Origin of the sequence: Rhodohalobacter barkolensis, from assembly GCF_002834295.1 — a bacterium.
GTDB classification, from domain to species: Bacteria; Bacteroidota; Rhodothermia; order Balneolales; family Balneolaceae; genus Rhodohalobacter; species Rhodohalobacter barkolensis.
Genome location: NZ_PISP01000006.1, coordinates 24,992 through 47,472, shown reverse-complemented (window position 1 = coordinate 47,472; position 22,481 = coordinate 24,992). Strand labels below are relative to the sequence as shown.

General features: G+C 45.2%; 14 protein-coding genes. 2 read left to right on the top strand and 12 right to left on the bottom strand.

Features of this window, described 5'->3' with window-relative positions:
- Positions 1 to 2: 2 nt before the first annotated feature.
- Entirely contained in the window at positions 3 to 2,213 is a 2,211-nt protein-coding gene (locus CWD77_RS13680; protein WP_101074150.1) for a serine/threonine-protein kinase, read from the top strand.
- A 50-nt stretch (positions 2,214 to 2,263) separates the two neighbouring features.
- Here CWD77_RS13680 and CWD77_RS13675 read toward each other — a convergent pair whose 3' ends face one another.
- From CWD77_RS13675 to CWD77_RS13620, 12 genes are all read right to left on the bottom strand, one after another.
- Positions 2,264 to 4,054 (bottom strand): LytTR family DNA-binding domain-containing protein, encoded by a 1,791-nt coding sequence (locus CWD77_RS13675; RefSeq protein ID WP_101074149.1) that lies wholly within the window; start codon positions 4,052 to 4,054, stop codon positions 2,264 to 2,266.
- Positions 4,055 to 4,335: 281 nt separating this feature from the next.
- Complete coding sequence (locus tag CWD77_RS13670) at positions 4,336 to 6,150, bottom strand: efflux RND transporter periplasmic adaptor subunit (RefSeq protein WP_101074148.1); 1,815 nt, start codon at positions 6,148 to 6,150, stop codon at positions 4,336 to 4,338.
- A gap of 84 nt (positions 6,151 to 6,234) precedes the next feature.
- Positions 6,235 to 7,752, bottom strand: a complete 1,518-nt coding sequence (locus CWD77_RS13665) for a TolC family protein (protein ID WP_165779158.1) — start codon at positions 7,750 to 7,752, stop codon at positions 6,235 to 6,237.
- A 131-nt stretch (positions 7,753 to 7,883) separates the two neighbouring features.
- The gene (locus CWD77_RS13660; protein WP_101074146.1) at positions 7,884 to 11,651 is read right to left on the bottom strand and encodes an efflux RND transporter permease subunit; all 3,768 of its coding nucleotides are present in this window, start codon (positions 11,649 to 11,651) and stop codon (positions 7,884 to 7,886) included.
- 322 nt (positions 11,652 to 11,973) lie between these two features.
- The gene (locus tag CWD77_RS13655) at positions 11,974 to 12,420 is read right to left on the bottom strand and encodes a hypothetical protein (protein WP_101074145.1); all 447 of its coding nucleotides are present in this window, start codon (positions 12,418 to 12,420) and stop codon (positions 11,974 to 11,976) included.
- Positions 12,421 to 12,703: 283 nt separating this feature from the next.
- Entirely contained in the window at positions 12,704 to 13,786 is a 1,083-nt protein-coding gene (locus tag CWD77_RS13650) for an NHL repeat-containing protein (protein ID WP_101074144.1), read from the bottom strand.
- Positions 13,787 to 13,866: 80 nt separating this feature from the next.
- Positions 13,867 to 16,623: a TonB-dependent receptor gene (locus tag CWD77_RS13645; protein WP_101074143.1), complete on the bottom strand. Its 2,757-nt coding sequence runs from the start codon at positions 16,621 to 16,623 to the stop codon at positions 13,867 to 13,869.
- A gap of 318 nt (positions 16,624 to 16,941) precedes the next feature.
- Positions 16,942 to 18,333, bottom strand: a complete 1,392-nt coding sequence (locus CWD77_RS13640; RefSeq protein WP_101074142.1) for an alkaline phosphatase PhoX — start codon at positions 18,331 to 18,333, stop codon at positions 16,942 to 16,944.
- 153 nt (positions 18,334 to 18,486) lie between these two features.
- Positions 18,487 to 19,080 (bottom strand): choice-of-anchor V domain-containing protein, encoded by a 594-nt coding sequence (locus CWD77_RS13635; protein WP_101074141.1) that lies wholly within the window; start codon positions 19,078 to 19,080, stop codon positions 18,487 to 18,489.
- Between the two features lie 95 nt (positions 19,081 to 19,175).
- The gene (locus CWD77_RS13630) at positions 19,176 to 20,192 is read right to left on the bottom strand and encodes a Vgb family protein (protein WP_101074140.1); all 1,017 of its coding nucleotides are present in this window, start codon (positions 20,190 to 20,192) and stop codon (positions 19,176 to 19,178) included.
- Between the two features lie 420 nt (positions 20,193 to 20,612).
- A complete protein-coding gene (locus tag CWD77_RS13625; protein ID WP_165779157.1) occupies positions 20,613 to 20,993 on the bottom strand; it encodes a fluoride efflux transporter FluC in 381 nt (126 codons plus the stop codon).
- Positions 20,990 to 21,379 carry a fluoride efflux transporter FluC gene (locus tag CWD77_RS13620; RefSeq protein WP_165779156.1) on the bottom strand — a complete coding sequence of 130 codons (390 nt, stop codon included), beginning with the start codon at positions 21,377 to 21,379 and terminating at the stop codon, positions 20,990 to 20,992. Before CWD77_RS13620 ends, CWD77_RS13625 begins: the two co-directional genes overlap by 4 nt.
- An 86-nt stretch (positions 21,380 to 21,465) precedes the next feature.
- On the opposite strand from CWD77_RS13620, the gene CWD77_RS13615 reads away from it, so the two are divergent.
- Positions 21,466 to 22,137 carry a DUF4159 domain-containing protein gene (locus tag CWD77_RS13615; RefSeq protein WP_101074137.1) on the top strand — a complete coding sequence of 224 codons (672 nt, stop codon included), beginning with the start codon at positions 21,466 to 21,468 and terminating at the stop codon, positions 22,135 to 22,137.
- The last annotated feature ends 344 nt before the right edge of the window (positions 22,138 to 22,481 follow it).

Sequence of the window (22,481 nt, the reverse complement as noted above, 5' to 3'; positions counted from 1 at the left end):
TTATGGAACCAAATACACTATTTGCAAATCGCTATCTGCTCATTGAAAGAATTGGAATCGGGGGATTCTCTGAAGTCTGGAAGGCAAATGACCAGATGGCTGAAAACGCAACCGTTGCGATCAAAATTTATGCCCCGGATAAAGGGATGGATCAGCACGGGCTGAAGCAGTTCCGGCGTGAATATGCTGTTGTTTTAAACCTCAATCATCCCGTATTGCTTACAGCCCGTCACTTTGATGTTTGGGAAGGGCGGCCCTACCTGGTGATGCCATTTATTGAGGGCGGTTCACTTCAGGGACGTCTTATTGAAAAGGGCAATATGGATGAGGATGAGCTGGCGAAGTTGCTGGCACAGATCTCTGCAGGTTTGCAGTATCTGCACAGCAAGGATATTCTCCACCAGGATATCAAACCGGATAATATTTTAATTGACGGCAACGGTTCCTACTTGTTGACGGATTTTGGAATCAGCGGAAGATTGAGAAGTACACTGAGAAAGCATACGGGAAGTTCAAAATCGATGACAATAGCCTATGCTCCGCCCGAACGTTTTACTGCGAATCCTGAAAATATGGAGGCGAGTGATATTTTCTCTCTCGGTGTATTGGTGTATGAGCTGGCAACAGGAAATGTGCCCTGGATGGGCAACGGCGGAATTAGTCTGAACAGCGGTGCGGAAGTTCCTGAGCTACCCGATCACTTCTCATCCCGCTTTAAAAATCTCGTTAAATTGATGATGAGTGCTAACCCGGGAGAAAGGCCAAAATCCGGGGATTTAAAAGAGGTTACGCAAAAGTATATGGAAACGGGGCACTGGCCTGAAATTAAAATACCGAAGGCCAAGACTCCAAAAGTTGGAGGTGGACGAAAAACACAAAAAATTGAGTCGGCACAACTTCCACAACAATCTGCTTCAGGCAGTGCAAAAACGAAGAAGGGAATACAAACTCCCAAAAAGGTAAAACAGAGCCGGGGAGGTTCCGATTCGATGAAAACATGGATTATTGCAGCCGTATTACTGATTGTTGTGTTCTCGGCGGGTGGATTTTATCTGATGACAGAGAACAGTGCTGAAGCACAGAGGCTGGCCGAACAGGAAGCCAACCAACAGGCTGTGGCAGAATTGGTTCAACAGGCAGACGAAGCAAGATCAACGGATGATTTAGAGGGGGCTGTAAGTTTCTATGAACAGGCTCTGGAAATCATGCCGGAGAATGAAGATGTGGAGCAACAGATGCTCGAAGTGCAGGAGGAGATTGAGCAGATTGCTCGTCAGGCCGAAATAGATCAGTTGGCGAGTGAAGAACGCCAAAGAGAACTCGCCGAACAGCGTGAACGTGAGGAAGCCGATAGGATCCGGCGCGAAGAGGAAGAGAGACAGCGAGAGCTGGAAGAGAGACGGTCTCGTCCGGACATTACCGCGGCTCCGCTTCAGGGAACGATTACCTTAGACAGCGACTTTACCCCCGATCCCTGGCCGCATTCCGTTCAGTTGAGTCCAAATATCGACCTTGAAAACTTCAATTATTTTGGATTCACAACATCACCGGCAACCGTTCACTTAGAATATAATTCAGGGGCTTATCCACTTTTTATCAGTGCAGAGGCCGATAACGATCTTATAATGCTGGTTTATGGGCCGGATGATCAATGGTACTTCAATGATGATTTTGTTGGGTACAATCCCGGCGTAGAATTTGAAGATCCTCAAAGCGGAACCTATATGATCTGGGTGGGCAGTTATGAAGAGACAGCCGGCAGCGCCCTGGTGAAAGTTTCTGAAGTGCTGTATGAAGAGGATGATGATATTTATGTGGATAGTGAAGGCGGGCCTGACGTAGGAGAAATACCAATCGGAGGAGATATTACTTTAGAGGCCGGGTTTTCACCGGATCCTTATACTCAATCGATTAGTCTGTCAGGGTCATACGATCTGTCTGAAATGGGTTACAGTGGGTATGTAACCATAGAGCCTTCGTTTGACTTCTATTATACACCGGGAAGCTTACCGCTTACCATAAAAGCTGAAAGTAATGATGACACGGTATTATTGATAAATGCACCAAACGGCGAGTGGTACTTTAGTGATGATTTAGAAGGTATTAATCCCGGAGTTGTATTTGAAGATCCGGAGGAAGGTTTATACAATATCTGGATTGGTACTTTTTATAACGAAACAGTCAATGCAACACTGGTAATCACCGAATACTGATTACATCAAAAAAGCTGATGTAAAGCCATACTCGCTATCGGGTATGGCTTTTATGTGAAAAACTCTTTCTTGGCTCGCCGGGCCATTTTAATTGTGGTTCCATCCTTGAGCGTAAGATGTTCACCATCAACCTGAACAATGTGAAGTAGATTTACAATCGTAGACCGGTGAACTTTTCGGAAGTAATCTTCAGGTAAAATGGATTCGCAATGTTTGAGAGTGCATCGTTCAAGGATAGGAGGTTTATTCTCATCGGCAAGAAAGATACGAACGTAGTTTCCATCAGATTGAATGTAGCGGATATCTTCAACAGCAAGCATTAAGCTGCTGTTTATATGGACAAAAACCTGGGTGTCCTTCTTATCAAAAATTTCTTTTTGCTTTTTGATGGCCAATTCAAGCTCTTTCCTTCGGGTCTCACTTTCGGAAAGTTTTTTTATGGCAAGGGCTTGTTCAGCTTTGGAATTGGAATATCGATAGTAGAGAAATCCTGATCCGAGACTTAGTAGTAAAAACAGACTTCCAACAACTCCCAATTGGTTGGTTAAGTTGTTTAAAACTGTTTGCGAACTTGCTAATTCTGTTTCGTACTGAATGAGCTGGTGGCGGACTTTCGCATTAGCAAGCTCCTGATTCTCTTTCTGTCGGCTGATATTCGTAGTTAGTTCAATCTGACTGTTTGCGGCATCAATCGCCTCATCCAAGTTGTCCAATCCGATATATGCCTCGGATCGCAGAGAGTAAACATCTTTTAAAAGCGGGGTCATATTCATTTGCCGGGCAAGTGCGATAGCTCGATTCGAATATGACAACACATCATCATAATCACGTCTCAGACTGCTTAGTTCTGCCAGAAACAGATGCTTATCGATTAAAATATTTGGTGGACCAGATCTGAACCGATCATCAAGGATTCTAATCTCAATCTCCTCGGCTTCATCCAGCATGTCTTGTTCAAGATAGAGCCTTCCCAATCTGACTTGATGAGCCAGCTCCATATTTGGAACACGATTTTCGAAGCTGATAGCTGCGGCCTGTTCCAAATATTTCAATCCTGATGTGATATCACCGGAGTCGAGCATGATTTGGCTCATATTTGACTGAACTACAGAAGCAATAGGTGGAATGAGATCTTCTTCATCCAAACAGGGGGAAAGCGTTTCTTGGGCACGCTTATAGTTTTCAAGCCTGGAGAGATTTACCGCCAGTGTTGAGAGGATATTACACCGGTCTGATGATCTTTCACTGTTGTCCAAAACATACCGGTACATCTCTACAGCCAGATCGTACGCGCCTACACGTGAGTAAATGTTTCCCAGGTTTCCATAGAAAAAGTGCTCCGGGTAGTCTGTTACTTCATTTTCCGATTGATACTCCAAAGCCTGCATAAAAACAGCTTCTGCACCTAAAGTATTGCCATAGCGGGCATACTCAGAACCCAGTAGATTTTGAGACCGTAAGTAGTTCACGTGGTTATTCAACTCTTTTAACTGATCGGATGCACGTTCTGCATAATTGCGAGAAGAGTCGCGGTTACTTTGCCGCCAGGCAAAGGCAAGCACAAAATTGCGATAGGCATCTTTTCTTTTCGCTGATGCCTGCTCCAGAGTTTCTATCTCTTGTGCAATTTTGAACAGAGAGTCCGGAATATTTCGAAATTCTGTAAATGAGAAAGAAATATAAGATTCGAGCTTTTCATCATCTGATTGGGCTTCATCCAATGCGGAACGGAAACCTTCAAAATCAACAGGCTGCCTTGGCTGTGATAAAGCAAGTTCAGTGATGATGCCGAAAAACAGAGTCAGTAAAAGAAAGCAGAGAGAACGAATAGAGAACATCATACCTCAATAGAGCCGAAATAATTGTAGAGATCGTTTTTTTACACGCCCCTAAAATAGATAAACTTTTTTATGGAACAACTCTAAACGCAGAGGTTAATTAGGGAAACCCACCCGAACTCAAAAATTTAGGTGGGTTTTGGATTTAGATAAGATCGGGATTTGAAATTTTTAAATGGTTGAATTCAAATAGATTATCGCGATAAATAGCGGCCTGTAATCTTTAGAATTTTGATAGCAGCCGACGGAACATTAAAAATTTCATAGATTACAGACGACTCTCACTATTCGATCGAATCAATCACTTCTCCACAGGTTAACATATTCTCCGGCAGATACGGATTTCGAATCTGTTCTTCTCTGCTCAGCCAATCAGCCCCTTCATTATCAAACGCCATGGGGCAGTATTGGTGATAAACCACTCCCTCAATACCAAAGGTTTTTACATCCTCAATGAGTTGATCAGACAACCGGCTGAATGCTTCCCGGTACTCCTCAATGTCATCGGTATTGCTCATACTTTCGGCATGATCCATAATAGCGGAATAACTTTCCATCCAGGCTACATGGGAATCACCTTCCAGGCGGTGTTCTCCGATCTCTTCTAATTGAGTAATCAAATCAGTAGCTGAGTTTACTGCACTTTCCAGATCAGACTCTATTAGCTCATCTTTTAGCGTAAGGTAGTTCTCCAGCAATTCGGTAAACTCTTCACGAAATGCTTCATCAACTTCATTTTCTTCCTCTCCGATACTTGCTTCAGACTGGTGTTCGCTGTGATCTTCTTCCTCCATTGCACTTTCGTCCATATCCGAGCCTCCATGCTGATGTCCTGCCGGAACTGCTCCGCTTCCCGGCTCACGGTTCATCATGCTGAAGCGATCGGCGAGCTGAAACTCACTGTCGATACGGAAATTTCCATTGAATACAACTTCTTCACCTTCAGTGAGGCCGCTTTCAATGATGTAATAATCTCCGGCTTGAGCTCCCAGTTCTACCTCACGTACTTCAAAGCGTGGGGTTTCGGCAGATGGATCTTTTACATAAACGAGAGATCTTGGCCCGGTCCACAGAACGGCAGAAACCGGTACGAGAATTTTCTCTTCACTTTCTTCAGCCTGAACAGTTCCACGTACAAGCATGTCAGGTCGCAGGGAGTGATCTCCATTCTCCACATTTGCCCTTAGACGGATGGTTCTTTTTTGGGGATCAAAGGCCGGATCAATAAAATCGATGGTAGCCTGATAATCCTGCCCGGGATTGGATCGGGTCTGGAAAGTGACTTCATTTCCTTCCGTAATCCAGGGAATGTCCTCTTCGTATGCATCCAGTGTAACCCAGAGCTGGTCCAGGTTAGCAACTTCATAAATGACGGTTCCTTCCATCACGTGTTGCTCATCCACCACATTTCGCTTCATCACAAAACCGTCTACCGGAGAGAGAATCTCCATATTGGTTTGAACTTCACCTCGATCTATGATGGTCTGAATCTGTTCATCAGAGAACTCCCAAAGCCTAAACTTTCGCACTGCAGCCTCATAGAGTTGTGGATTTCTATCTTGTACCTGAACGGCCTGAAGCAGCTCGCGCTGTGCACTGACTAAATCAGGAGAGTATATGGTTGCCATTACTTCCCCTTTTCGAATGGGAGCACCGGTGAAGTCAATTTTGACGTCCCGTACCCGTCCCTCAAAGTGAGCGGTGACATAACTGATTCGCCGTTCATCAATTTCAACACGTCCGGGCAGATGAATTTCCCGCACGGGCTGTTCACGTACTGCGGGTGTTGTCTGGATGTCTGCAAGCTGCATGGAGGCTTCCGTCATCACCATGCTGTAGTCATCCTCACGTTCTTCGGAAGAGGCGGGTATCAGGTCCATTCCGCAAATCGGGCAAGATCCGGGTTCATCTTCACGAACGGAAGGGTGCATGGAGCAAGTCCAGACCTGTTCGCCTGATTCATTCGTAACCTGTTCATGCTCGTGACCTTCATGGTCATTCTGGACAGTGCTTGATCCGCCGAAAAAGAGCCATCCGAGAATGATTCCTGTTATCAGGACAGATGCGTATGTGAGATATTGGGTTTTTGTGATGTTCATTTTGTTGTTGATTTAACTGTGATAAAATGTTGTGTAACACTTCCCTTCCTTGGAAAGGAGGGGAACGCCTGATGATGATTTTCCTCAATCTCGAAACTCATTCCTCAGCCCCCCGACCAATCGTTCAATTCTTGCCATGGCTTTGTTCTGGTTTACAACCGCCTCAACCCGCTCAAATTCCAGATCGAGCAGTTCCCGCTGGATTTGCAACAGTTCGTCGAAACGGGCATTTCCTGAAGTATACTCTTCACTCAGAATATCGAGCACCTGTCGCGCTCTCGGGATCAGCTCATTATCTAAAAGTTCAATAGATCGGTTGGATGACCGTAACGTTTCCTGGGTCGATTCCAGATCGGATGATATTCTGTTTTCGGCTTGAACCCGCTCCATCTCTACAGCTTGAAGCCGGCTCGAAATCTGCTGTTTTTGGGATTTGGTTCGGGATCGGTAGATCGGCAGCCGAATAGTAGCCATTCCGATAAAACTCTCCTTCGAATCCGGAAACATCGACATTGGGCCAAAATCTCTTCCCATCACTTCAAGTCCGATTCCAAAGGAGGGACGTCCGCTAAGCTCTGCCGTGCGTTCCTGTTGTTGAAGTGCAGATTCCTGAAGACTCAGAGTTTCAAACACTGGATTTTGATTTTTAGCCAGTTGCGCAATCTCCTCAGCAGAGTATGGAAGCTCTGCTTGCTGTTGCGGTTCAGCCGAAATGACCTCTTCACCGGTTTCCCGGTTTAAGAGTTCATTAAACTTTGCCCGAAGCGGCCAGAGTTTGTCTTCAAGATTTTCTATACGGTTTTGGATTCGTTGTTTTTCCATCTGAATTCGCAGAATATCTGCCTGACCGGTGCTTGCCGTCTCATATCTGATTTCCACCAGCTGCTCCAAATCACCGACTAGTTTGAATGTTTCATCGGCAATTCTAATCTGCTCTTCAACTTCAGCGATATCAAACCAAGTGATCTGAATGTCCCGTAGAATTTCAAGCTGACGACTGTCAATCATTGATCGTTGAGCTTCGGCCGAAAATTGCTGCGCCTCTTTTTTTGAACCGAGTGTACCAAACCAAGGAAACATCTGCATTGCAGAAACAGAAAATCGGCCCAGACGCGATTCGGACATCATTGGATTAAAATCGTAATTGATGTTCAACTCCGGGTCCGGCATTACCCCAAACTCATTGGCTCTTTCTCTTTCGGCTTCAAATAAAAACTGAAGAGATTGTAACTCAGGATTTTGCTCAATGGCAATCTGGAGATACTCTTCGAGTTGTGGGTATTGAGAAGTCTCCCCTAATAAGGGGAGACTTAGAGGGGTGTTTTCCTGATTTGGAGATGACTCAAAACCCTGCGCATGCAGTGTATTTGTAAATGCTCCCGTAAAAATAACAATCAACACAGCAATGGTTATCAGAAGTCCCCTCTTGAGAGGGGATTTAGGGGTGTGTTCGGAACGTACACTTAGCTTCGACCGAAAATCATCGTGGTTAGAAAACCCGTTAACACACTCCTGATCACTTAGCTGGATGATCCGTAATCTGTCTCCTCTCCCCGAATTACTCGGGACAGGCAAGAGGTGATTTTCGAGTTCCCCATCCATGTCACGCTGATTTTGGTGTGATAGGGAGGGGATCAAGGGGTGGGTCCTGACGAATACCCCTCGCCTGTGCTTCGCTTCGGCACTCCCCTCGAGGGGAGATTTCTCAATACTCAAGACTCGATTCTCACTACTCATATTTTCTCCTCCATTACATTCACGTTTCTCAACTCAAACTCCTTCCACATGGCATAGATTAGCGGAACCAGCAGCAGGCTCAGAACCTGGACCAGCATTCCGCCGAAGATTGGGATCGCCATGGGAATCATTATCTCTGACCCTTTTCCCGGGGATGTAATAATGGGCAGGAGTGCCAGTAGTGTGGTTCCGGTAGTCATCAAACAGGGCCGCACTCTTCGGAAACCGGCCTCGATTGCGGTGGCATAAATTCCCTCCCTGGCCTGAGGTTTTTTCTTCTCAAAAAGCTGTTCAAGATAGGTGGCCATTACTACGCCGTTATCCACAGCGATGCCAAACAGTGCCAGAAATCCAACCCACACCGCCACACTCATGTTAATGGTGCCCATCTGGAAAAAGTCGCGTAGCTCAATGCCGAATAGCGAAAAGTTGAAGAACCAATCTTGTCCATAGAGCCAGAGCAGGATAAAGCCGCCTGCCCAAACCAGTACAATTCCTGAGAATACGATGAGCGTAACGGGTGATGACCTGAACTGGAAGTAGATGATCAGAAAAATTATCAGAAGTGTGATTGGGAGCACAACAGATAACCGGTCGGTTGCCCGTTGTTGATTTCTAAACTCACCTTCAAATGTGTAGCTGATTCCATCCGGTACGCTAAGTGAACCTTCATTGATCTGCCCATCCAATTGTTCACGAACACGGTTAACTACATCGATCGGTGATTGATCCGGTTGACGATCAAACGTGACGTACGCACTTAAAAATGTGTTCTCACTTTTGATGTTCATCGGGCCGGTCTCGAAACGAATTTCTGTGAGCTGCCCCAGCGGAATTTGGCTTCCATCGGGTGTGGGGACTAAGATTCGCTCCATCATTTCCGGAGAATTTCGGTACTCCCGTGCATATCGAACCCGCAGTGGATAACGTTCACGCCCTTCCACCGTCATTCCAAGCATTTGCCCCCCAATGGCTGTACTGATAATCTGCTGTACATCCTGAATCGTTAATCCGTGACGCGCAATTTCCCGGCGGTCAATATCAATTTCGATGTAGGGTTTTCCCACTACCCGGTCGGCAAATACAGATGTGGGGCGAACTCCATCAACCTCCCGTATGATAGGTTCAAGCGAGGTGGCAAATTCGTCAATAACGTTAAGGTCTGAACCACTGATCCGAATTCCCATGTTTGCCCGCATTCCGGTTTGAAGCATAATCAGCCGGGTTTCAATGGGCTGAAGTTTGGGCGCAGAGGTAACTCCGGGAATATCTGATGCGTGTAGAATTTCTGTCCAGATATCATCTTCACTTTGAATCTGATCCCGCCACTGACGGTAGTATTGTCCGTTTCGATCGGGGATTAATTCATTGTTCTCATCCCGCACATACTCTCCATTTTCCGTTTTGAACCGAATACGGCGTCCACGCTCATCGGTTTTGTATTCACTTTTGTACTGAATAACTGTTTCGAACATGGAGATCGGAGCCGGGTCGAGTGCTGATTCAGCCCGCCCAATTTTACCAACCGCGGATTCAACTTCAGGAATAGATGCAATTCTCATATCCATCTCTTGCATCATCTGAAGAGATTCTTCCATTCCGGCATGAGGCATGGTTGTCGGCATCAGCAGGAAGGAGCCCTCATCGAGTGTGGGCATAAACTCTTGTCCCAGTCCGGGAAACCGATCATTCATAGCCGACCAAAAATCGGTTTCTTCAATTTCAATCCCGATGGCGTTGAATCCATTTGCAGCGTATTTGAATGAGGTATCAAATCCGCGCCAGCTAACAAATCCAATAACGAGAATCAAAATCGGTAATGAAAGAAAAAGTGCCTTATGGCGAAGTGCCCAATCCAGAATTTGTTCATAATATTTCATGAAGAGCCAGAAAAGTCCAAAAATCACCCCGACGGTTAAAAGAATAAACAGAAGGCTGAGTGAAATTGGATTTTGCGCTCCCAGTGGAAGCCAGTTTCCGGCAAGAAGCCAGGCTACTCCAAGCAGGATGATCCCGTTATTCACCCAGGGTGCCCACGGCTGATAATCTTCCCGGTAGAGACCGATAAGATTATTGACACCAAGCGCCATCAGTGTAATACCTGCCCAGCCGAGATAAAAAATCCCAATGACAAGTCCGGCAAAAATCAGCAACGAATTCCAGATAAACTTCCACTTTCGGCTTTTGATCGTTTGAGAAAAAAGCCAGTGGGCGAAAACAGGAATTAGCGTGAGTACGATAATGAGTGCGGCAATGAGAATGAAGGTCTTGGTCCATGCAAGCGGGCCAAACAGGCGACCTTCCTGCGCTTGGAGCATAAAAACCGGAAGGAAACTGACAATAGTGGTTAACAAGGCTGTGATAACAGCAGGGCTCACTTCTGCCGTAGCCCGGTAGATGGTTTCGAGTAACTTCTCGTCCAGACTTTTTTCATCCATATGCCGAAGCATATTTTCGGTGAGAATAATCCCCATATCTACAACGGTACCAATCGATATTGCGATTCCGGCCAGCGCCACCACATTGGCATCCACGCCAATATATTTCATCATGATAAAACTCATCAGAACCGCCAGTGGCAGAAGTGCTGAAATGACTAATGAGGTTCGGAGATGCATCACCATCACAATAATGACAATGATGGTGATCAATATTTGAAGGGTCAGCGCTTCTTCGAGTGTACCTAGCGTTTCGTAGATGAGGCCGGTTCTGTCGTAAAAAGGCACAATTTTCACCTGGGACGTTGTACCGTCAGCCAGTTCTTTAGTTGGTAGGCCTGTGGCAATGGTTTCGATCTCTTCTTTTACATTATTAATTACTTCCAGCGGATTTTCGCCATGCCTGGCTACAACTACTCCACCCACAGCTTCTGCCCCAGCTTTGTCGAGAGCTCCACGTCGCTGAGCGGGCCCCATCGTTACCCGGGCAACATCCTTGATTCGGATAGGGGTGTTATCTGTAGCGGAAACAACGCTCTCTTCGAGATCTTCAATACTTTCAATGTAGCCAAGTCCGCGAACGAGATACTCAGCACGATTCATCTCTATGGTTCGGGCACCTACATCCAGGTTGCTTTTTCGAACAGCGTTGGCAATCTGGTTCACATTTACTCCCGACTCCCGCATGGCAACCGGATCGATATCTACCTGGTACTCCTTCACAAATCCGCCGATACTTGCTACTTCAGCTACACCATCAACTGAGGAGAGCGCGTATCGAACCTGAAAATCCTGAATGGATCGCAATTCCTGCGAATCCCATCCCCCGGTGGGATTCTCATCGCTATCATATCCTTCGAGCGTGTACCAGAAAATTTGTCCTAAAGCAGTGGCATCCGGACCCAATGCGGGCTGAACACCCTCCGGAAGCGTACGGCCCGGAAGTGCATTCAATTTTTCTAAAATTCTTGAGCGGCTCCAGTAAAACTCAATGTCATCTTCAAAAATCACGTTGATGGATGAAAAGCCGAACATGGAGTTACTGCGAACGGTTCGAACCCCGGGGAGTCCCAATAGCTGTGTGGTTAGCGGATAGGTGATCTGATCTTCAATATCCTGCGGCGAACGTCCCGGCCATTCGGTAAAGACGATCTGTTGATTGTCACCGATATCGGGGATGGCATCCACCGGAACGGGATCTCGCGGGAGAAAGTCAATATCCCAATCGAACGGAGCCGTAGAAATACCCCAGCCTGCCAGTGCAAGAAACAGCAGCAGGGCAATGAGTTTGTTTTCGAGAAAAAAGCGTATGAGTTTGTTTGTCATGTTTTGACCCACCCCTTGTTCCCCTCCCTGTGTCGGAAAATCACCGACACAGGGAGGGAAGACGAAATAAAGGGTTTTAAATTGGTTTTTGGGTTTGGTGGTGTTGGATTTGGGAAGGGAATTCTCCCCTCCTTGTCCCGACTGTTTTTTAGTCGGGTGAGGGAGGGGTTGGGGGTGGGTCTATGTTGGGCAAGGAGTTTTATATTTAACTCTTTGCCAAATCAACACTCCGTTAACACACCCCTGAAAACTCCGCTGAACGCTTCGTTTTCTTTCCCCTCTCAAGAGGGGAGGAGATTTTCCTTCCAATAAAAAAGAAAGGCTACATCAAAAAGGTGTCGTACATGAGCCAAAGGGGAGGTTTATACTGGCTCAGATTGTGGGCGTTGCTAAACGTAATCGGTTCATCGGAGGTGATGAACGGTGTTAAATAAGTCTTTTTGGGGAGAATAACGGAAAACTCATTTGTAACTATGGTCCAGTCTGCGTCTTTTAATAGAGGTTGACTGGTGTTACAGGCACAAATCCCCAGGGATTCACATTCATGTGAATGAGAGCTGTCATCATTTTGATCATGATGAACGGGTTCTTTTTCCGTGCAACAGCTATGGTCGTCGGCCATCTCCATGGTGTTATGATGACCCATATCCATCATGCAGAAATCAACCAGCTGTTTGGCCTGGAGGCCTGCCGGAATGAGAAAAGCTATCAGCAGAAGTAGTGCTGTTGCATTTGTAAAGCGCTGATATGTTGTTGTAGAGATTTTCACAAGCTAAGAATAGTGGTTGTGCAGCACAACTTCATGCGAAACAAAAATATTACACAATTAGCGGACAAATCTGCAAAGGCGAATTTGTGGACAGTCTGGTACTGTATCAGTTAAGTGATAGAGAGTGTGCACTTAGAATAAATCAATTCGAAGACTTTTATACAGTTCATAAATGCTAATCAACTCGTAGATAGATAAATATATTAAAAGAAAGCCCGGCTTAAAAAAAACCGGGCGGTAAAGAATGACGTCTTTTAATAAATTAAGTGTGACTACTGAATAATCAGATGGTACAATTTTTTTCGAGATTAAGGGCATCGGAAATTTCAGCCCAACTTATGGCTGTCACACTTCCGTCGTCATGAACAGGGAAAAATGCTCCTTTTTCGAAATTTTCAAATGACTGTTGAGACAGCCAGATTCCATCCGTGTTTCGGGTCAGCTCTCCTTTAAAACCTCCAATGTAATCAAGCGATTCCCTATCGAACACCTGGAAGATGTTTCGTTCGTTGGGGTGTTGATCTGTAATAATCCAGTATCCGCTTTGATCATCACAGCTATAGAGAGCGATACCTTCGGGTTCGCTGGTAAAGTATCTGTCTGGAATGATATCTCCGGTGAACTCACCGTCGAGGTTGTAAATTTTTATCGTTCTCTGTGAGTAGGCCTCATCTGCAATCAGCAATCGATTATAAACCGGATCGGCATAGAGTGATTCCACTTTATGCAAAACTCCGTCTCCCGTAACATCCCCGAACAGGTTAAAATGCTCCCCATCCAGTTCGCCGTTCTCTATTGTGAACCTGAAATGATGAATACGTTCATCCAACTCCTCCTCGGCAGGATACCCTTCGAGATATGGATTAAAGTTGTCCGTGACGTACAGTTCATAAGAGCCTGAATCTGTTTTGAAGACGGAAAGGCCATACGGCAACCTGAGATCTTCATGCTTTAAAAACCCAATGGGTTCAAAATCGGGAAGTGAAAAGATCTGGACACGCTGGTTATCGCGTTCCACTATCAAAACCAGGTTGTCGATAACGGCAATACCGTTGGGCCGCTCAAATTGCCCCTCGCCGACACCTCCTTCACCAAACCGCTCAATCAGCGAGCCGTCGGTTGCATCGTAAGCAATGATGGTATTCCCCTCTTTTGCTGTAGCTAGCAGCCAATTCTGGCTGTCCGGTCCGTGCCATACCGCCGGGCTGTCAACGTTGTCCCCTTCGTCACGATCGGTATGGAAGGCTTCAGTAAGAATCACGGCCCGATTGTTTATGGTATCAGGATCAGGCGAAGAGGATCCAGATTGCAGATTACATGCCTGCAGGATCGGGAGTACCAATATCAAAGAAATTAGATATTTCATATAAAACTATTTTTAAAATCTGATTTTTTTGGAAATGAATAAAAGTACCCTTCAATACAAAGGATACTTTGCGAGTCGTATCAGAAATTGAGTTTTACACCCACGTTACCCCACCATGAATAGAACTCCTGCTGCTCAGGTCTGTTGGATACACCGTTATAATATCGCAGAGGTGCATTTGTAAGGTTGATCATTTCTGCAAAAACCCGAATGTTGGGCAATATCTGTTGGCTAGCGGATACGTCAAGCTGGTAGCGTTCGTCATATATTCTGTCGGAGCTGCTGCTTTCTCTGATTTCATCTACGAATGCTCCGGCATAGTTAAGCGACAGTCGCCCACTAAATCCACTTTTTTCATATGAAAGTGCTAGATTCGCCACATTTTCAGCCTGCCCCGGAAGACTCACAGTCCGGTCGGTTCCACCTTCGGTGGTTAGGCGGGCTTCTGACCAGGTATAAGTATAGTTTGCATAGATACCCAGTCCACTTAAGAACCCGGGTAGGAACGTAAGCTGTTGCTGCAGGTTTAATTCAAACCCAAACAGGTCTGCATCATCACCATTAATTGGCTGAACGGCTTCGTACCCCAGGTAAGGGCCTTGTTCCTGGAAATCAAAATTACTGATGAATATAAAGTCGTTGATTCGCTTGTAAAACACCCCAGCTGATAGGATCCCAACGTTGGAGAAGTAGTATTCTCCCATGAAATCCAGATTAGTGGAACGCGCGGGATCAAGATCAGGATTTCCAAGTTCAATCTCCTGATCCTGCCGTGCAATAATACGGTAGGGGGCAAGATCAAAATATTTTGGTTTGGAGAATGTATTGGTCCATGCAAGCCTCACATTCAAGTTGTCTGATGCACGGTAGGTAAGGTGGGCCATAGGGAGGAGAAAACCGAATGAATTCTTATCAGATACTGATGGAATCGGTGTGATAAGATCGTCCTGATCATCAAACTCAGTGATGTTTGCTGTATAATCAACCTGGGTATATTCGTACCTAAGCCCAATCAAAGAGCTAAGCTTCCCGGTTTGAATATTTGCCATCGCATACGCCGCAAAAGTGTCTTCTGTAGCATTGTAATCCTCTTCACCGGATGCTTCAATTGAATCTTCAGTCTCCAGCTCAAAGTCTGACTGGTTATTGTTGAAAAAATTCGAAACACCGCTTCTGTCAGGGAAGAGTCCAATGCCATTTGCGTACCGGTTCGAAAGAAAATCGTTGTCTTCAAAATCTCCCAATATCGATTGAAATCCAATAGAGCCGTTATACCCGTAAATATTTTCGGTTACGTCACGGTCTTTCTTTTTAAAACGGCCCAATGCACCGTATTTTACAAATCCGTAAGCGTCATCGGCAATGCTGAAGTTTGTTGTGACGTTCATTTTTGCCGTGAAATGCCTGTCTGTTGTAATCTCGGATGCATCTGCAAACTCATCGTATTCATAGCGGCTGTAATTATAGACGCCGGTAGAAGGATCAGCAGATGAAGAAACGCTGAATTGCGGATAGTCTGGATTATTTCTGTTGAACTCAATAAAGTCACCGCTGTCGTCTTCAAGAACGTAACTGATTTCTTTATCGGTCGGTGTATTTTGATCGGAGTATGAATAGGAGAGTTTATAGTCCAGGACCGTGTTTCCGACAACAGCGTGCTCACCTCCCGCTGAGGCACTGAAAATCTGCTGTTCTTCCAGCCTGTCCTTAAAGTCTCTGGCCACTTCGTCAGCTTCCAGAGTTACCCGGCGGCGGTACTCGAGATCAGAAAAGTAGTTGTAGTTCGCATTCAGGAAAAAACGGGTTTCATCATTTAACCTGTAGTCAAAAGCGGACACCAATCCAAGCCGCTCACGTGTAAGTTCATAATCACGGAGTTCCAGTACATCAAGTTCACCGTCATCGTACTCCATCTCATTGTTGTCGGAGGCCCTATTAGACCGATTGTAGCTTCCAGAGATCAGATAACCGAATTTATTATTTTCTCCTAATCGCTCACCAATTGAAATAGATCCTTGACCTAAAAGAGGAGAGTTTTGAACCACTTGGTTATTGTATCCGGTATTTAGAGTCATATTTATAACCCGCTCATCAGATATCGCTGAAAGAGTATTCAGATTAACGGAACCGCCAATTGCATCACCGTCCATATCCGGAGTAATGGCTTTGGTTACTTCAATACTTGAAAGAATATCGGATGGAATCATATCGAGGGCAACCGTTCGATCATCTCCCTCCGGTGCGGCGATCTGTTCGCCGTTAATCATTACATTACTAAGATTGGGATCTGTTCCCCTTATTTGAACATACCGGCCCTCTCCCTGATCACGCTGAATGGAGATTCCGGGAATTCGTTGAAGAGCTTCAGCCACATTGGGATCAGGAAAGCGACCAATAAGATCAGAAGAGACTACATTTTTGATGTTCAGCGCATTTTTCTGCATACTAAGTGCGCGAACTTGGCCCTGCCGGTTTCCAACAATTGTAATTCCATCAAGCTCCGTAAAATTATCATTCAACGAAACTTCAATCTCTGTTGTGGAATCCGAAATTACCTCTATTTCTACGGTTGCTGTCTCATATCCAATATAACTGACTTCCAGTTGGTATGTGCCGGGTTGAAGGTTCCTAATCCGGAAACTGCCGTTAGCATCGGTAGTTGTACCGCGGTCTCGGCTACTAAGCATTACTGTAGCACCCGGTAGCCGTTCCTGTGTGCCTGTATCAAGTACAACACCTCGAACGGAGCCGTTCTGAGCATGAACGTTTTGAGAGCAACATATTATCAATACCAGGCATGTTGCGAGTAAACCTGATATCTTTCTAAGAGAGAACATAAACAGATAGGTTTTGTTAAGGATTGATCCCAAAACCTATAGTGTTATTGTTATCCCTGTATATGTCTTTTATTATATTACTGTTAATGGAATATCACTTATAACTACGTTCTTTAACTGTTGCATAACAATTTGGAAAAGTAGAACCGAAGGATTACGGTTAAGGTTCTAAAGAAGCTCAAATTTACTTGTCTGCTGAGATAAGGAATAGGAACGTCACCGGATGAATCATTTATTAATCATATGTTGCTCCGGATCGACTTTGGCTTTCGAAATAACATAATGATTGTACAAATATTTATAAGTGATGACAAACGATCAGGCTTTATGTGTTTTCCACGGACCCGTAACTGCCAGTGTTAATCCTGCTTTCTGAATGTTGAAGAAAAGTGTAGAACCATCGGGGGAAAAAGTTGCTCCGGCAAGTTCTGATTCATTGAGCGCATTCCTGCCGAATTTATATAGAGAACCTTCCGGGGTTACTCCAACCAGATATTGATCGCCATCTCCGTCTTCACATACAATGAGATCACCCCAGGGAGACACAGTCAGATTATCTGCATTTTCGATTACGGTTGCGTCATTTGGTTCAACAAATAACTCCAGTTTGCCGGGGGCGCCTGACTCTTCTCCGGTTGCTTCGTAGGGGGAAGGGGTATATTTCCAAATCTGTCCTTTTTTAGCGCGGCCGCCATTTGTGCAGGCAAAAAAGACCGTGCCATTACCATACCACATACCCTCACCGCGTGCAAATTTTGCTGCTCCTTTCTCAAATCCTCGGTGGCGAAGGTCATCATCGGGAGCCAGGACATTTTCCATGGTTATCCACTCTACTTCCAAAGATGTATTGAGTTCTACAGTTCTCGCTGCTTCCCAATTTCGCGTGTCTAAGCTTCTCTGATCTTTTACAATCAGTGCCTGTAATTCGCCGCCTTCCAGCAGCTCACCTTTTTTGTTAGGGATAAATCTGTAAAGAAGTCCGTCAGAGCGATCTTCGGTGAGGTAAACCACACCACTGTTGGGATCGACTGCCACGGCTTCATGATTAAATCGCCCCATTTCCTTAATTGGTTGTGCATGGTATAGCTCAGGATTTGTTGAAGCAGGAACTTCAAATACAAAGCCGTGATCTTTTTCAAAATGTCCGTCAGCTTTTTGAACCGTTTCCTCACAAGTGATCCAGGTGTTCCAGGGTGTAGGGCCTCCGGCACAATTACGTATGGTACCGGCCAAGCTTAAAAACTGGCGGACTACTTTTTGATTTTTTGTGTCGTAAATGAGGTTGGTTGTACCGCCAAGGGCAGGCTTTCCACCACCCCAATCGTACACTTTGGAGTGGTCGAAACCGGAACTCTTTCCCGGAATAAATGGCCCGTCATGATCCGGTGCGTCCGCATTTACTTCATGATTTCTTACAACCACTGTTAAGCCGTTCTTTCCCGGAAACGCAGCCATTCCGTCAGGCACATGAGGTAACCTGAACCCATCATCCATGATTTCGCCAAAGCGTGAAACAATTTTATAAGAAAATCCATCGGGCAGATCGAATATTCCATCCGGATCTTCTTGCAAAGGCCCGTAACCCTCTGCGGCTGGTGAGTTGAAAGCTGATGAAAATCCGAAGCCGGCTCCCATTAACAGGTGGAGGCCGGAAAAACCAACAGAGACAGCTCCTGCTTGTTTTAAGAAATTGCGTCGAGAAATGGACATGTCAAGGAAATCTGGTTAACAGGTATATTTATAATGATATTCTTAAATATGCATTCCCTGTTAAGAGACTTTTACCATAATAATAAAAAAAGAAAAGCTTTCGTAAACCGGAAGGTTTGTGCATAAACCCCATTTTTAAAAAGAGATTACCATTCAATTATCTTGCTCAAGAGTAGTTTCATCTGCATAAATCCAGTCGCCGAAGGAGGAATCATCATAATTTCCGGAGTTTGCGGCTATGTTGAGTATAACCTTTTCACCGTCCTGTTCAGGTGCTTTCCAGGTAAATGACCATTGAATCGTTCGATCTTCTGCTTTTTGAGTACCGGATGCAGAGTGCTGCAGATATTTCACTTCATCAGAAACGGAAGGCGTAAACATCAGGTCATTTCCCTCCCATGAAAATTCACCGGCTTGTGAGCCGTCCTCAAAACGGGTTGTCATCTGAAAGCCTCCAACTTCAAGCTGCTCTGCCTTAAGCTTGATTGTTATTTCATAATCTTTACCGGCTTCATAAGTTTCAGGTACACCGTCCATAGTCAGGCTGCCGCCATCCATATTCAGATCATAATCAAAATGGCAGGAACGGCAGGTCTCTTCTCCAAAGCCACCTGTGAAAGCTCCATCAAGATGGTCCGGGTTTTCTACTTTGCTTATCAAGCTATGATTGCTTTTTACTTCGGGCATGGATAGACCTACTATAAACGGTATGGAGACAATGCCCAGTAGTTTCAGAAGGATCTTCATAGAGGCTAAAAAGGAGTTAGTTCAAGTGACCTTAAAAAATGACACACTTCAGCAACCTTTAAGTACTGAAGTGTGCCTTTAAAATTTCGAATCAATTAGTTAACAACGATTCTGCCGATGTGACCGGTATCTGTACCGAACCACATTGAGTTTGTTCTTTCATCAAAATCCATGTGGCGGATAGAACCTTCAGCAGACTCAATGACCTGGGATGCGACAAACTCTTCACTTTCTGTGTCAAATGCTACCAGCTTACTTGGGTCGGACCCGCTGACTCCAAGCCAAATTCTGTCTTTATGATCTTTCAGAACAGCATAGGGCCGAGAGTCTTCTCCGTCCGGCATATCCCACTCCTGAATTGAACCGTCGGTAGGATTGTATTTTCCTATTTTGCCTGTGGCATAGTCTCCGTACCAAACATTTCCGTCTGAGGTTACATCGAGTCTTCGGGGACGAATCTCTTCGCGGGGAAGCTCGATCTCCGTAAGCTCCATCGTTTCTGGATCAACAGTTGCGAGTTTGTTGGTGCCAAAGAGCGCAATCCATGGTGTTTCCTGGTCAGGTGCCATACGTATTCCATAAGGACGTGCCCGTTCTGTTGGCACGGGAATGACGGTAGCTTCTCCGGTTTCCACATTAAAGTAACCAACTCCGTTTCCGCCCTGAGCCGTAAACCAGATGTTACCATCTTTATCAAACGCGAACGTGTGAGGGTCACGGGCGTAGTCATCTTCCATCATATATTTGGTAATTTCCCCGGTTTCGGGATCCATTTTACCGATGTGTTGAGCACGGTTACCGGCATACCACACGGTTCCGTCATCTGCAACGGTAACGGTATGCGGACCGGCACCATCTTCAAGAGGGAGTTCACGGAACTCTTCCGTTTCCGGGTTGAAATGTCCTACATAGTGAGCTCTTTGTCCGGCAAAATAGACGGTTTCGTCAGGTGCTACATAAGGATCACGGGAGCGGGTGTCATCGAAGGGCACATCCCACTCTTCAACAGATACAATAACTTCGGCAGGTGCATTGGTTTCAGCCTGCTCAGCATCCTGATTGGCACATCCTAAAAACAAAAATACGGCTAACAGAGATAGTGTCGATTTCATAGGTATGATAGGCTTAATTCGATTGAAATAAGACAAATGTTAATTACTTGATAAAGGGTAGAATGTCAATTTATTTCAATCCGGTAATTGTAAAAAATTCCTTTAAACCGCTCTTGGCCTCTTACTTATAGTTCAGATATTTTCATAAAAAATCCCGCTCTCTTTGCGAAAGCTGGATGTATAAAGTGATTTTTCTTTTCTACTTCACATGCTCCCCAAACCAGTCAATCACGCGCTGCATAAAGTCGAGTTGATGCGCCCGTTCGGTCAAACCTTGAGGTTCGCGGGGATAGAGCACCAGACCGGTTGGAATCTTCGTTACAACATAATCCTAGATTAGCAGAAGAATTGAGATTATTTCGATTTCATAATCTTGATGATTTAGTTGCCTGCTATTATCAATATAAATGAAAATGTGAACTATTTAGACGCCTTCACCCCGATAATAAGCCCTACAATTCCCAAAAAAAGCTGACTAAATATGTAGGCAGAAAAGATAAGTGGAGACTCTCCGAAAAGTGCCATCGCTTCCAGGCCAAAACCTGAATAAGTTGTAAAACTTCCAATTAGTCCGGTCAGCAGAAACAATCTTTTCTCATTTGATTGTTGATGGGCTGCAATGTGAGTAATGAAGTATCCCATCAAAAAGCTTCCCAGAATATTAACGAATGAAGTAGCTGTAAAAAGTTCAGTGCCAGGTAGCAGAAATTCAAATCCGAGATTAGCAATATGGCGAAACACTGCGCCAATGGCTCCTCCAAGTGCAACCCAGCCTATCGATTTTAAATCCGGCCGATTCATGCTGCGCCCCCAAACCATTGCATTGTAAAAGAGTAACCCGCAAAGACCAGGCTGACTGCAACAACGAGTTGAACAAAAAGATAGGATAGAAGTTCACGAAGAGGCTTGTCTAAACGCTGGAAAACCTCGAGTGAAAACGTTGAAAATGTAGTGTAAGAGCCTAAAACTCCGATTGAGAGCATGCTGGTAATGTCACTGCCAAACGGGTTTGAAATGGAGATCCACGCGGTAAATACTCCGGCCGCGAGGCATCCAATGGAATTGACAAAAACAGTTCCTGTGAGAAATGTGATGCGTTTGCTGATTTTTTGAGCGGCCAATGAAGTAAGGAATCGAAGGGATGCCCCGATGGCTCCGCCGGCAGCGATCAAAAGTAGTTTAAGCAAGGTTCTGATTTTTCATTTTGTACGTTTGGGATGAAACTACCGTTTTCTATCTTAACATCGAATGAAAAACAGAGTTTAGGGTAATAATGATACGATTTACGATTTTAACAATCTGTCTGCTGTTGTGCGGTGTTTTTGATGCAGAAAGCAGGCAGACTGAAGATTCATTTAAAATTGCCCGGGTTCAATATCAGGGAGGAGGAGATTGGTACAGTTCTCCCTCCGCACTTAACAACCTGATTGAGTTCGCCAACCAAAATCTACCGATTCGAATTTCTGAAAGGTATGATGATGTGCAAATTGGCAGCCGTGATATTTTTAACTACCCGTTTCTGTTTGCAACCGGACACGGAAATATTACCCTGAACAACTCCGAAATGGAGAATCTTCGCCGCTACCTGGAGAACGGAGGTTTTCTGATGGTGGATGACGACTATGGAATGGATCAATATGTCCGGCCTCTTCTGGACAGGATTTTCCCGGATGAAGAATTGATTGAATTGCCAGCCAATCACCCGATTTACAGTGTTGTCTATCCGTTTTCTGAAGGAAGGCCTCCAAAAGTACATGAGCACGACGGAAAGCAACCTCAGGCGTTTGCTCTGTTTCGAAACGGAAGAATGGTTCTGCTCTACACGTATGAATCCAACCCAAGTGATGGTTGGGCGTATGATGAGCATGATAATCCGGAAGAGATCAACCGTGATGCCCTTCAATTTGGTGCGAATGTGTTGACGTATGTGTTTACCAATCCGTGAGAAGTTTTGAGATGTGAGATTTGAGACAGGAGATGTGAGTCTTGAGTCGTCTGTGGTAGGTATTGGGTATTAGGTAGTGAGTATTAAGTATCGGGTATCAAGTATTGAGTTAAAAAATCCCCATCTGACCGCTTGAAGCGGTCAGACGGGGATCTTGGAATGTGTCTCAAAAAAGTAGAGCTTGTCCTGCTTCTCATAGCTCCAAAGGAGCGACAGAACATAGCCCCGGGCTTCCGCCCGGGGTAAAGAGACAGAAAACACCATTCGCCGAACAGAGGGCTTCGATTGAAGCTCGTAGTCATCAGAGGCGATACTGCGATAAATTAATTTCAAGCAAAAGAATC

What these genes read in the sequence shown, in the direction of transcription:
- CWD77_RS13680 (WP_101074150.1), top strand. Translation starts at nt 3, where the DNA reads ATGGAACCAAATACACTATTTGCAAATCGCTATCTGCTCATTGAAAGA.
- CWD77_RS13675 (WP_101074149.1), bottom strand. Translation starts at nt 4,054, where the DNA reads ATGATGTTCTCTATTCGTTCTCTCTGCTTTCTTTTACTGACTCTGTTT.
- CWD77_RS13670 (WP_101074148.1), bottom strand. Translation starts at nt 6,150, where the DNA reads ATGAACATCACAAAAACCCAATATCTCACATACGCATCTGTCCTGATA.
- CWD77_RS13665 (WP_165779158.1), bottom strand. Translation starts at nt 7,752, where the DNA reads ATGGATGGGGAACTCGAAAATCACCTCTTGCCTGTCCCGAGTAATTCG.
- CWD77_RS13660 (WP_101074146.1), bottom strand. Translation starts at nt 11,651, where the DNA reads ATGACAAACAAACTCATACGCTTTTTTCTCGAAAACAAACTCATTGCC.
- CWD77_RS13650 (WP_101074144.1), bottom strand. Translation starts at nt 13,786, where the DNA reads ATGAAATATCTAATTTCTTTGATATTGGTACTCCCGATCCTGCAGGCA.
- CWD77_RS13645 (WP_101074143.1), bottom strand. Translation starts at nt 16,623, where the DNA reads ATGTTCTCTCTTAGAAAGATATCAGGTTTACTCGCAACATGCCTGGTA.
- CWD77_RS13640 (WP_101074142.1), bottom strand. Translation starts at nt 18,333, where the DNA reads ATGTCCATTTCTCGACGCAATTTCTTAAAACAAGCAGGAGCTGTCTCT.
- CWD77_RS13635 (WP_101074141.1), bottom strand. Translation starts at nt 19,080, where the DNA reads ATGAAGATCCTTCTGAAACTACTGGGCATTGTCTCCATACCGTTTATA.
- CWD77_RS13630 (WP_101074140.1), bottom strand. Translation starts at nt 20,192, where the DNA reads ATGAAATCGACACTATCTCTGTTAGCCGTATTTTTGTTTTTAGGATGT.
- CWD77_RS13625 (WP_165779157.1), bottom strand. Translation starts at nt 20,993, where the DNA reads ATGAATCGGCCGGATTTAAAATCGATAGGCTGGGTTGCACTTGGAGGA.
- CWD77_RS13615 (WP_101074137.1), top strand. Translation starts at nt 21,466, where the DNA reads ATGATACGATTTACGATTTTAACAATCTGTCTGCTGTTGTGCGGTGTT.